Raw genomic sequence first — 11442 nt, 5'->3', positions numbered from 1 at the left:
AATGGGTGTTCACGTTAAACCAGAATAGGTGTTCACATTGGACCGGAATGCGTGTTCAGCATGGACCGGAATACGCAGCAACTCAACAATCACAAATAACCACATCCCCAGGGAAGAATTCAGGACGAATTTTTAGGTTGTCGGCGCCGGGAGCGCCTACAACCGGCCCGGACAACATCAAAGAACAAGTAGGCATTTCTGGGCACTCTTTGAGCCAGCAAAGAGTGTCTGGCGCGCTTCGAAAATGGTGAGATTGCCACTGAACCCAAGCGCGACATACCAGACAGACTTTAAAGAGAACACACCCCACTTCGCGAACCTTATATTGATCACCCAGAATGATCCGTATAACCTGACCTGAAACAACACTATATGAATAAACATGAACACAACTAAGCCCATTACCCGAAAAGAAAAAGGCTCGACGATTGAGCGTGTCTTACGGATTTTATCCTTTATTTCCGAACACGAAGGTCAGTACGATCAGAATGAACTGGCTGAGGCGATGGATCTCCCCAAGCTGGCCACGGCCAAACTGCTGGTTCAGTTAAAAGAACTTGGCATTCTGCGCGAGAACATGCTGAGAAAAGTGATTGCCGGACCAGAGTTCAGACAAATGGCGCTGGCTGTTCTGCGCAACAAGGTGTTTGAGTCACAGCGCCTGAAAGTGCTGGAAAGGCTGTCGGCGCTTATTGGTGAAACCTGTGGGATCTCTGTGCCGAACGGCATCGAAATGCTGTACTTTGAACGGGTTCAGACCAACTGGCCTTTGCAAATCAGTCTGCCGGTGGGCAGCTCAGTGCCGCTGGCGGCGACAGCGTCAGGCAAATTGTACCTGGCAACCTTGCCCGACAGTGTCCGCCGGGTGATTCTGGATAACATTGCGCTGGAAGTCTTCACCGAGCATACCCTGGTTGATAAGGCACAGCTGGAGCAGGAGCTGGCTGTTATCCGTGAACTGGGTTATGGCCGGGATAATGGCGAATTTATAGATGGGATGGCCGCGGTTTCCGTGCCGATTGCCCGCGACGGCTTGCTGCTGGGGTTCCTGTTCTGCCACAGCCCGGTGGTACGTCATTCATTGCTCGATCTGGAAACCTTTGTGCCGCTGATGCAAGAAGCCGCTGATGAGATTATGGCCTTGATGCTGACCGACGATTAGCAGGCAACAGCAAAGGGTTGTGATTAAGTCAGGTCACGAATATAGCTCTGCAGCTGGTCTCGGGTACGCTCGAGATCAGGTAAATACGTCAGCAACTGATCCAGAGATTTGCGTGTTTTCGGGCAGTGGCAAAACAGGGATGCCAGAAATTTGCCGTCGGCAGATTTGACCGGAATGGCCACAGCCACCAGTCCGTCGATAAATTCTTCGTTGTCCACACTCACCTGACGTCCGCGGATGACTTTTAATTCCTGTTCCAGCGTATCACTATCGGTATGGGTATTTTTGGCCAGTTTGGTCATCTCCAGCTGGCCGATGATCCGCTCCCGCTGCGACTTGTTCAGGGAGCTCAGAAACAACTTACCGCTGGCAGTTGCCCATATAGGGGTTTTCATCCCTATGGGTAAAACAATCTGCAGCGGCCAGTTGGTCTGAATACGCTCGTGGTACACCATTTCATGGCCGTCCGGAATGGCAATCCCACAGGTTTCTTTCACGCGCCGCGACAACCCGTGCAATATTGCCTGAAGTTGTGCTTTCCGCTCATTGTTACTGTTCAGGTTGAGGGCAATACGCTTGAGTTCGGCACCGGGGTAAACGTTGCCGCGCTCATCGGCCGTCAGAAACTGTTCGTCATCCAGCTGCTGAACCAGGCGGTGATAGGTCGGTTTTGGGATCTCAGAATGAAAAATCAGCTCCGGCAGCGGAACCGGCTGTTCCTGTCTGGCGCTCTGGGTGATGATTTCAACTATGCGACTGACGGCGTTGGCTTTGTTTTCCATAGCTGGATCCTGTAATTCCTGTTGTCCGGCGATTATAGCGGGTATGCCTATTGCCTAAAAGGTTGATGTGGAAACGATTCACAGAAAAGAGTGTCGGTATTTCCCTCAAACAGGGAGGGCATTACAAAGGTACAGCCAGAGAGTGGCTGCTCACTGCGTTCCTGCTCAGACATGCCATACCAGCCCGTGGTCACAAATAGCATGTCGAGTTTGTCGCCGCCAAAGGTACACCGGGTGGCGTGTTTTACGGGCAATTCTTCCAGATGAATACATTTACCTTCCGGGTTGTATATGCTGACCGCGCCTTTGTTCCAGTGGCACACGTAGAGATTTCCCAGCTTATCTGTGGTCAGGCCATCCGGTAAGCCTTCTTGCTCCGGCAACTGTATAAAGACACGTTTGCTGAGTACGGCAGTCCAGTCGTCATTCATTTGCAGCTCGATAACCTGACCGCGGAACATATTGGCCACGTAGGCACGCTTCAGCCTGGCGTTAAACGCAATGCCATTGGCAACGGCATACCCGCTATCTATCTGGCTGATGGTATGGGTGTCAGCCCGGTAGCGGTACAGACAGCCATCGGCTTGCTCTAAGTGGCTTTCATTCATTGAACCAAACCAGAGATCGCCATTCGGGCAATTTACCGCATCATTCAGCCGTATTCCGGCCAGCCCTTCGGTTGGGTCGGCGATAAACTCAAAGCCGCTGAAATCTGCCTGGCAGCGATATAGCCCTGTTTTTGTCGCGGCGAGCCAGCCAGAGCTGGCAGGCGCAATGGCCGTGACCGCGACCGGTACGTCGGTGGCGCTGTGGGTTTTTGTTTTCAGGGAATACTGGTGGATGCGGTGATGCTCTGTATCGACCCAGAACAGGGTCTGCGCTGAGGCCAGCCAGATCGGCGACTCGCCAATTTCACACGTAGCGTCAGTCAGGGGTTGAGCGTAGGGGTTGCTCATAATCAATGTCCATATAATGATATTTAAAGTATCAATATAGATTAATTATGATAAAGGTGAACTGGCGGTGTTTAAAAAAACAAACCCTGCTCACAGAGCAGGGTTCAGGTCGTCATCTTGCGTGTGAACGGATTACCAGCGGTAATTCAGGGTTGCTATTACACTGCGTTCTTCACCGTAGTAACACCAGTAGTCGCAAACCGAGACATATTCTTTGTCAAACAGGTTGCTGACGTTCAGCTGAGCCTGCCATTGGTTGTTGATGTCATACTGCGCACGCATGTCAAACACGGTATAAGACGGGACTTTGAGCGTCTTCTCGACTTGTTCTGTCTGGTTATAGAAATATCCGAAAGAGGAGCCGATGTATCGAACGGCACCACCGATTGTCAGTTTTTCTGCACCAAGCTGTGCAAAGTTGTAATCGGCCTGAGCTGAAGCCATATGTTTGGGAATGAGTGCTGTACGCCGCTTCGGTGCGTTTTCTGATGGATTATACTCGCTCTTGTTGTAGGTGTAGTTCACCGCCAGCGCCAGTTCATCCGTTGGGTTGAGGATCGTCTCGACTTCAACGCCTTTCGATTGAACTTTGCCTGCTTGTGTCATTGCAGTCGAAGTTTGTGATGTCACCAAACCATTGTTTTGTTCAATATTGAACAGAGCAATGTTCATATAGCCATCGATAAACTCTGGCGTATATTTCACACCGGCTTCAACCTGTTCTCCTTCCAGCGGTTTGTAGACTTTGTTGGTAGTCGGATCGATTGAGGCTTCCACTTCGAAAGACTCTGCGTAACTGACATAAGGAGAAAGCCCAATTTCAGACAGATACATCAAACCGCCATTCAGAGAGAAATTATCGGTTGAAATATCGTCGCCGTCGTTTTTCACGCTGACATCATCAAAACGACCGCCAATTGTTGCAATCCATTTTCCGTCAATTTTCAGCTGATGCTTCGCGTAGAGGCTGGCTTGCTCTTTTTTGATTCGGGCATATGTAGTTGCCGCTGGATCGGCTGGGGTAAATTGCCCATACACAGGATCAAAGGCGTTGATTGTTCCCATATTTGCCGTTGTGTTTGAACCATCTTTATTTTTGAAATATTGAAGATCCAGGCCCATCAGCAACGTATTTTCTGTTCGGTCGCCATACCATTTGCCGATAACTTGGTTATCCAGGCTATAGCTGTCGGTTGTCCCTTCTTTATAAGTGAGTCCGCGGAAAAGATCGGCGGTACTGTCACTGCTTAAAGCATACGTGCTGCGCAGTAGCAAATCAGTGCGGGCATATCGACCATTCTGCTTGATGTTCCAGGTATCGTTAAACTGATGGCTTAATTCGTAACTCAGTGCAATTTGTTTATTTTCGTTAATGTCGTAATCTGGCTCGCCCAGATTTGTTGACGGATCTATTTTTCCCTGAGGGGTATCGACCAAAGTACCGTAAATCGGGAAGAACGGACTGGTAGGAACCCCTTCATCCTCTTTATAGCTGGCAAGGAAAGTAATACTGGTGTCGTCAGACATGTCCCAGGTCAGGCTTGGTGCGAAGTAATAACGGTTATTGTAAGTACCGTCCAATGTGCCATCACGCTCACTCGCCAGGCCGACAATCCGATAACGGACATCGCCCTCTTCATTGGCATAATCGGAAATGTCGACACCAATGCGTTTCAGGTTCCGGTTACCGGTTTGCAGCTGCACATTACCTTCTGGCGTGTCGGTAGGACGCTTGCTGATGGCATTGACAACTCCTCCCGGAGGCGCTTCACCATAAAGCACAGAGGCAGGCCCTTTCAGGATTTCAACGCGCTCAAGACCGAATGGCTCCAGTGTCCATACATAGTATCCGGTAGTAAAAAGGCGATTACCGTCTAAGTAAGTTGCAGCATCAAAACCGCGCACTTTAAACCAGTCTGTATCTGTATCTGAACCATAAGGTGCTGAAAGTACACCAGCCTGATAGCGTAGCGCTTCATCCAGTTTCTGGAATTGATTCTTTTCCAGATTATCCTGATCAACAATCGCCATGGTACGAGGCGTTTCAGCCAGTGGTGCTTCTACTTTCAATGTTGACGCAGTCACAACAATCGTCTCTGGCTCAACATCCTGTACGCTGTTCGTTGTTTCATCTGCAAATGCAGGCAATGCGATAGCGAATAAGGAAATCGGCAGAATGCTTTTGTGGCAGATTTGTCTGATTGCCAGCCCAAGCGTACTTGGACTCGGCTTGAATAATTGTGTCATAACGCGGATACCCTAAACGATGTAAAACTAATACGAAGTAATAATTATTGTTATTTACAATTATACTTACCGATCGTTCAGGTTGTGTGATATTGGTCACCTTTTTAAAGCGGTATGGTGATTTGGCAGATTAAAAAATCACTTGATGTCATATTTCTGCTACAAAATACTGGACTTGATGCATAACAATGTTTATGGGTGTGTTGGCAGGATACTTCTAGCTATTAAACGACATAATTATTCAATTTGTTTAATAAGATGTGCTTTTTTGAGGCATTTACCACACGTAATGCTGAAAAAATTCATACTTTGATGACAAAGTGTTCACAATTGGTATCGCTATCATTATATTGGTCCAACATACGAAGTAAACGGACTTGTCAGTTATGAATTTATCTATTGCAAGGAAGCTCAGGGTCAGCTTTTTCTTGTTGACTGCATTATTTTTAGCCGCCGCAATCATTCTTTATCTCCAGATCAGTAAAGTGGAAAGCCATGCTTATTCACTATTGAATGTGGATATTCCTACTGTGGACGCCAGTCGCTCCATACAGCAAAACGCCGAATTTTCATTATCCAGTCTCCGGGCTTATATGCTGGCGGCAGATGACGCGCGCCAGGAAAGGTACCGTCAACAACTTGACGATGCGTTTACCAAAGTGGATGAAGAAGTCGTCCGTTTACAAAGTCATCTGAGTGAAGCGCAATTCAAGTTAGTGAAAGCAGACTGGGAAGCACTGAAAGCCAGTGAAAAAGCGGTGGCCGCTATGAGCCACACGGCGGAAAACCTGCCCGCGCATACGTTATTGCAATCAGAAGCGGCGCCGCTGGCTGAAGTTGCTTTAGACCAGCTGCAGGGCATGCTTAACGAAGAAGAAAGTAACCCTGTGGGCGACGATCGTAAGCGCCTGATGAAGTTGCTGACGGATGCTTATTCATCGTTATCCAACGGCCTGGGCGAATTACGGGCATTTTTGATCAGCGCTAATCAGGACAATCTGGACAAGTTCGAAGAGTACCTGCGGCATCACAACCGGGCCGTCTCTGAAATTAACCGTAAGCAGGACAGCCTGAGCGACAGCCAGAAAAGTCTGTGGTCGCTGTTTAAAGAAATGCAGGATATGTATTTGCCAATGGCGACAGACGTTGTGATGCACCGTCAGGCACAGGACTGGAATAAAGCCAATTACCTGATGGAAACAGAAACCCTGCTTGCGGTCGAACAGCTGGCGCAAACCATTGAAACTGTGGTTAGCGAGCAGCAGGTGATTGCTGCTGAAAGTGGGGATGCCATCAGCAGCAGCGTGCAGAAAGTGGTGGTTCTGCTGATTGCCACCAGCGTGATTGCCAGCTTATGTTCTTTGTTTATCGCAACCTGGCTGGGGCGGGATATCGGTTCGCGTTTAAGCCGTGTGGTAACACGCGCTGAAGAAATATCGCACGGTAATTTCTCTGGTAAAGCGCTGGCAAACAAAGGCTCTGATGAAATTGCCGCGCTGATCGATGCGGTTAACCGTATGTCCGTCGCTTTGTCTGGCTTAGTCACCGGAGTGTCGACCAAAGCGCACGCGGTGAATGCCAGCATGGATCAGCTGCTAGCCACCAATGCGGATACGGCAGGTGAGGTGAACGATCAGGCGTCGCGGATCAACTCTGTGGCGACAGCAATAGAGGAAATGTCCGCCACGGCCCATGAAACGGCCCAGAATACTCAGGCAGCATCTGACGATCTGGCCCACTCGGCTTCCCTGCTGGTGAATGGCGAGCAGGCGCTGGATCAAAACCAGCAGACAGTGACAGAGCTTAATACGCTGGTGGCGCAGGCCAGTGACATGGTTCAGCAACTCAGGGCAGACAGTGACCGCATTGAACATGTCACGGAAGTGATTCAGGGGGTGGCAGAGCAGACCAATCTGCTGGCGCTGAATGCGGCGATAGAAGCGGCCCGTGCCGGCGATTTAGGCCGCGGTTTTGCGGTCGTTGCCGATGAAGTCCGCCTGCTGGCCCAGCGCACGACTGAGTCCACGACAGAGATTAACGACATTGTTGAAGCACTTCAGGCGTCCACACATCAGGTCGTACAGGTTATCGAACAGAGTCAGTCTCTGGTTCAGGTGGGCACAGAGCATACTGCGACGGCCAATGAGATGCTCAAAGATACGGTTCGCTACATGGAGGTGGTGTCGCAGAAGGTGAGCGATATTGCGGTTGCGACTGAACAGCAATCGAATGTGTCACAGTCGGTTGCCGAGCTGGTGCACCAGCTGTCTGCTTCTGCCGACGATGTGTCCGGCAATTGCGATAATGCCAACCAAACCTCTCAGTCCATCAAATCCCAGGTGGACGAATTAAACAGCGCAATGAAGAAATTTGTCGTCTAGCAATTTCTCTGTCTCGCAAGTTAAACCCGGCAACCGCCGGGTTTTTTTGTGCCTTATAAATCAATGGCTTGATTCCATTCTCTGCCAAGGGGAGTCCGTCAGGAGCAGTCGTCGCCAATTCACGATGAGCACACAAACCACGCCTTGGCATTGGCCGTGATATAGGCTTCCTCATGCCAGTCTAAGCGCTCTAAGGTTGGCGCGGTCCGAATATCGCCTTTGTATTTTTCGGTGACCAAGACCCTCACTTTGCCATCGGTGGCATTTCGGACAGTTCCGCGGTAGGTGTATCCCAGCGTGCTGTTGCGCGGCCTTTCATACAGGCAGACATTTTCGCCGACACTGGTATAAATGTGTTCGCTTTCTTCTGTCCAGGCACCATTCGCAGCCGGTGCTCTGGTTGGCTCAATCAGCGCGGTTGCGGTAGCGGGTGCATCCAGCAGCCTGCGTTCGGCCGTGTAGGGCAGGTAGCCCAGTACAATGGCCGAGCTGTACCATTCGTCGTCCGGCGCGCCATCATTTTCGATCACTTTCAGCGTCACGAATGGGCCGTCGAGACAAAGATCTGCCCACTGATCCGTTCCGCTGATACTGGCTGAGAAGAAAGGGTATTCCTCGGCTGTGTTGGTGTTTACTACGCACCAGGTGCCTGTCTCCTGGTGATTGAGCTGGCCATTATTGAGATCGCAGACCTGCCGGGCCAGATTCTGAAACTGCGCGATATCTTCCGCGGCCTGCTCCGGGCTGTTGCTGCAATAACGGTAGGTATAAGAGTAGGCGCTTTTGGGGTAATACTGGCCTTTGTCAACCACGGCACCGTTGGAGCGAACCTCATTTTCGTCAATGAAATCCCGGGCAGTGTCATACATACTGTAATCACTGCTGAATCCCAGAGAAGATAAACTGCTGCATCCCGACAGCCAGAAAAGGCCTGTAAAAGCCAGACACGCGCGAGAAAAGTGCTTTTGCATATCATCAACACCTATTACCCAAACACATAATTTTTATGACGTTAAGTATAGGTAAGTACTCGAAAAAGTGAAGGAATACAGAGGTTAACAATGACGCGGTATCTTTAATAAGAAAGATACCGCGTGATTTATCACGTTATATGTACGGAAAGGTTATTTTGCCAGTGCCTGATTCAGCCACTGATCGAAGTGAGATTTTGGCAGCGCGCCATTGATGGTATCGACCAGCTTGCCCTGTCTGAAGACCATAATGGTTGGAATACTGCGGATACGGTATTGCGCCGCCAGCGCCTGCTGAGCTTCAGTATCAATTTTTACGAAGCGCACCTGTCCGGTTCTCTCGGCTGCGACATCTTCGAAAACCGGGGCAAAACCCACGCAAGGGTTACACCAGGGGGCCCAGAAATCGACCACTACGGGCTGTTCACTTTGCAGCACAGCCTGGAAGTTATCGGCGGTGCCTTCTAATGGTTTTCCGTCGAGCAGTGCTTCTTTGCATGCGCCGCATACGGCTTTGTCATCAATACGTTCAACGGGAATACGGTTCAGGCCCTGGCAATGCGGGCATCGGGTAGTGATAGTCGACATAATCAATTTCCATCTGTCTCAATATGGGCTCAATGTACTGATTTTATGTCGTTCAGAAAAGAGGGGATCGGGCAATTATTGCAATAGAAAAAAACGATGATGAGAGGGTGACAATTCATGGCTAATGCAAGAGAGCACATTAGCCATGACGAGATCGGTAGAGTTAAGTGTGGGTTTTCAGTGGAGTAAACCCAGCTCTTTGGCTTCCTCAATGGTTAATCCGCATTCACGGATGTCACGCAGCATTTCGATACGGCGGCGTGCAGCAGCTTGTTGACGTTTATTAGCAGAGACTTTAGCAGATGATGCTGTTTCGTCTTGCTGATCCCACTTGTTAGCGGCATCAGCCATTTCCAGATATTCAAGTGAGTTGATAGACACAATTACCTCCTGAAAGCACTATGCGTCGAGATCAGGCATATCTTTATCAGAGCTTTCAGACAGCGTCAAAGCAAAGAAATCGTGCTTTGTGACCAATGGCATATTTGTGAGATGAAGTCGCTGGCAGGATAAAAATCTACTTTGACAGAATCTGTTTTCAGAGTATCTTTCGCCGTTCCAGCCTGAGAAAATGCGGGCTGAATAATGCGCCATCCAAGTGCTAAAAAGCCAGTCCGAAGACTGGCTTTTGCATTTCTCAGGCCGCAATAATCAGCGTAATTGGTCAACGACCACGCGTACTGCGGCTAACATATCCTGACCGAAAGCCAGACTGCGTTCCGGCGACCAGCCGTAAAAGGCATCCGGTTGCAGGTTGTGATCTTTAAACGGCATTTCAACGGTATACGCCAGACACTTAAATTGCTCACCAACCCAGGCAGTACCCATGTTCAGATTGGCTTCGCCTGGTGCATCTTTGTCATAGCCATATTCATCCTGAAATTCCGGCGTAATTGTCAGCAAGGCTTGTTTAAAGTTGTTTTCCAGCATGGCGTGGCGCTCATCATATGAGGGAATGCCTTCACAGCCAGCGACAAAATTGTATGGGATGGCTTCATCACCATGAATGTCGAGAAACAGGTCGACGCCGGTTTTCAGCATACGCTCCCGCACCAGGAAAACCTCCGGGCTTTTCTCCATGCTGGGTGTCAGCCATTCACGGTTGAGATTGGTACCCGCCGCATTTGTCCGCAGATGGCCTCTGATGCTGCCGTCCGGGTTCATGTTCGGCACGATGTAAAAGACGGCACGTTCGAGCAGCGCACGGCCGACAGTGTCGGTTTCATCAAGCAGTCGCTGCAGCAGACCTTCCATGAACCATTCTGCCATGGTTTCGCCCGGATGCTGGCGGGCAATAATCCAGATCTTCTTCTTGCCTTCGGCTGGCTCGCCTATTGTCAGCAGGCTGATGTCATTGTTATCGAGCGTGCAGCCCAGGGTTTCCAGTTCACAGTTGAAGTTCATCTGAGCCTGATGCAGCAAATCCAGATGCCTGTCGTAACTGTAGGGAGCAAAGTAGGCGAAATACATGGAACGCTGTTCAGGAATCACCTTAAAGCGCAGGGTGTCGCCGTCAAATTCAGCCGGAATGCGAAACCACTCTTCACGGTCATAAGATGCCACGACATCGTAATCTTTCCAGCCTTCCGGGTAGGCCGATTTCGCTAAATCCTGTAATTCGAAGCCATGTTCAACCTGAGCCTGAGTTTCCAGACGAAAGTGAAACCATTGGTAAAAATCAGACTGGTTGTCTTTTTTAATTCGCAGTTGAATATCACCAGGCTGGTCGGCTTTTACAACATCAATATTGCCGCTTTCGAAGTTACTGAAAATGTTCATCTCTCTAAACCTTGTAAGGTAAATGAAGGCAGAAGGTTAGCACAACTATAGCAAGAGCATAACCTGAGTGCTGTTTGCCGCGGTATCTTCAAGCCGTTAAGCTATGTGCACAGTAAAGTAACCACACAGGTGGCAAGGTTGGGATTACACTATGCATCCCGGGCACTGATAGAAGTGCAGGGAAAAGTACTTCTGGTAAAACGGGTTGGGGAGGCATTCACGTTTCTCCCTGGTGGTCATGTTGATGCCGGAGAAGCGGCAGTGCAGGCGGTAGCTAGAGAAATTCGGGAAGAAACCGGGCTCACCGCCGAGATCGGGGATCTGATCGGTATCGCTGAGAACGACTGGCAGCAAAATGGGCAGCATCAAACGGAAATCGCGCTGGTGTTTCGTGCCCGCATTGTCGGTATTGATGCGCCGGCAGCCATTGTTTCAAAAGAGCCCCACCTTGAATTTATCTGGGCAGACAAGTTACAACTGGATGCACATCAGCTTCACCCTGTTGCTTTGCGCGATATCATCCGTAATGACACTAGTCAGTATCAGGGATTTGTAGCGTCAGATTTAGCTTAAGCG

10 protein-coding genes are annotated in these 11442 nt (G+C 49.7%); 3 read left to right on the top strand and 7 right to left on the bottom strand.

Annotated elements, in window-relative coordinates; genetic code table 11:
- The first annotated feature begins 382 nt into the window (after positions 1-382).
- On the top strand, positions 383-1162 hold the full coding sequence (locus tag P0Y67_RS11325; RefSeq protein ID WP_342391948.1) for an IclR family transcriptional regulator: 780 nt from the start codon (positions 383-385) through the stop codon (positions 1160-1162).
- Positions 1163-1185: 23 nt separating this feature from the next.
- Here the strand turns inward: P0Y67_RS11325 and P0Y67_RS11320 are convergent, their stop codons facing one another.
- The 3 genes from P0Y67_RS11320 to P0Y67_RS11310 all read right to left on the bottom strand — a co-directional run bounded on the left by P0Y67_RS11320 (position 1186) and on the right by P0Y67_RS11310 (position 5147).
- Entirely contained in the window at positions 1186-1944 is a 759-nt protein-coding gene (locus P0Y67_RS11320; RefSeq protein ID WP_342391947.1) for an IclR family transcriptional regulator, read from the bottom strand.
- A 47-nt stretch (positions 1945-1991) separates the two neighbouring features.
- On the bottom strand, positions 1992-2900 hold the full coding sequence (locus P0Y67_RS11315; RefSeq protein ID WP_342391946.1) for an SMP-30/gluconolactonase/LRE family protein: 909 nt from the start codon (positions 2898-2900) through the stop codon (positions 1992-1994).
- A gap of 132 nt (positions 2901-3032) precedes the next feature.
- On the bottom strand, positions 3033-5147 hold the full coding sequence (locus tag P0Y67_RS11310; RefSeq protein ID WP_342391945.1) for a TonB-dependent siderophore receptor: 2115 nt from the start codon (positions 5145-5147) through the stop codon (positions 3033-3035).
- A gap of 386 nt (positions 5148-5533) precedes the next feature.
- Here P0Y67_RS11310 and P0Y67_RS11305 point away from each other — a divergent pair, with 386 nt between their 5' ends.
- On the top strand, positions 5534-7528 hold the full coding sequence (locus tag P0Y67_RS11305) for a methyl-accepting chemotaxis protein (protein ID WP_342391944.1): 1995 nt from the start codon (positions 5534-5536) through the stop codon (positions 7526-7528).
- Positions 7529-7647: 119 nt separating this feature from the next.
- Here P0Y67_RS11305 and P0Y67_RS11300 read toward each other — a convergent pair whose 3' ends face one another.
- The 4 genes from P0Y67_RS11300 to P0Y67_RS11285 all read right to left on the bottom strand — a co-directional run bounded on the left by P0Y67_RS11300 (position 7648) and on the right by P0Y67_RS11285 (position 10866).
- Complete coding sequence (locus tag P0Y67_RS11300; protein WP_342391943.1) at positions 7648-8499, bottom strand: hypothetical protein; 852 nt, start codon at positions 8497-8499, stop codon at positions 7648-7650.
- A 153-nt stretch (positions 8500-8652) separates the two neighbouring features.
- Positions 8653-9087, bottom strand: a complete 435-nt coding sequence (gene trxC / locus P0Y67_RS11295) for a thioredoxin TrxC (RefSeq protein ID WP_342391942.1) — start codon at positions 9085-9087, stop codon at positions 8653-8655.
- 177 nt (positions 9088-9264) lie between these two features.
- Positions 9265-9468 (bottom strand): hypothetical protein, encoded by a 204-nt coding sequence (locus tag P0Y67_RS11290; RefSeq protein WP_192014484.1) that lies wholly within the window; start codon positions 9466-9468, stop codon positions 9265-9267.
- Between the two features lie 270 nt (positions 9469-9738).
- Positions 9739-10866: a M14 family metallopeptidase gene (locus P0Y67_RS11285; RefSeq protein WP_342391941.1), complete on the bottom strand. Its 1128-nt coding sequence runs from the start codon at positions 10864-10866 to the stop codon at positions 9739-9741.
- Positions 10867-11004: 138 nt separating this feature from the next.
- On the opposite strand from P0Y67_RS11285, the gene P0Y67_RS11280 reads away from it, so the two are divergent.
- On the top strand, positions 11005-11439 hold the full coding sequence (locus tag P0Y67_RS11280; protein ID WP_342391940.1) for an NUDIX domain-containing protein: 435 nt from the start codon (positions 11005-11007) through the stop codon (positions 11437-11439).
- The last annotated feature ends 3 nt before the right edge of the window (positions 11440-11442 follow it).

It is taken from the genome of Photobacterium sp. SP02, from assembly GCF_038519165.1.
Taxonomy (GTDB): domain Bacteria; phylum Pseudomonadota; class Gammaproteobacteria; order Enterobacterales; family Vibrionaceae; genus Photobacterium; species Photobacterium halotolerans.
Note: the sequence above shows the minus strand (reverse complement) of the source record. Positions and strands in the feature narration are given on the sequence as shown.

Bases quoted from the DNA above. Each gene is read 5' to 3' on its own strand.
- P0Y67_RS11325 (WP_342391948.1), top strand. From the start codon at position 383: ATGAACACAACTAAGCCCATTACCCGAAAAGAAAAAGGCTCGACGATT.
- P0Y67_RS11320 (WP_342391947.1), bottom strand. From the start codon at position 1,944: ATGGAAAACAAAGCCAACGCCGTCAGTCGCATAGTTGAAATCATCACC.
- P0Y67_RS11315 (WP_342391946.1), bottom strand. From the start codon at position 2,900: ATGAGCAACCCCTACGCTCAACCCCTGACTGACGCTACGTGTGAAATT.
- P0Y67_RS11310 (WP_342391945.1), bottom strand. From the start codon at position 5,147: ATGACACAATTATTCAAGCCGAGTCCAAGTACGCTTGGGCTGGCAATC.
- P0Y67_RS11305 (WP_342391944.1), top strand. From the start codon at position 5,534: ATGAATTTATCTATTGCAAGGAAGCTCAGGGTCAGCTTTTTCTTGTTG.
- P0Y67_RS11300 (WP_342391943.1), bottom strand. From the start codon at position 8,499: ATGCAAAAGCACTTTTCTCGCGCGTGTCTGGCTTTTACAGGCCTTTTC.
- trxC (WP_342391942.1), bottom strand. From the start codon at position 9,087: ATGTCGACTATCACTACCCGATGCCCGCATTGCCAGGGCCTGAACCGT.
- P0Y67_RS11285 (WP_342391941.1), bottom strand. From the start codon at position 10,866: ATGAACATTTTCAGTAACTTCGAAAGCGGCAATATTGATGTTGTAAAA.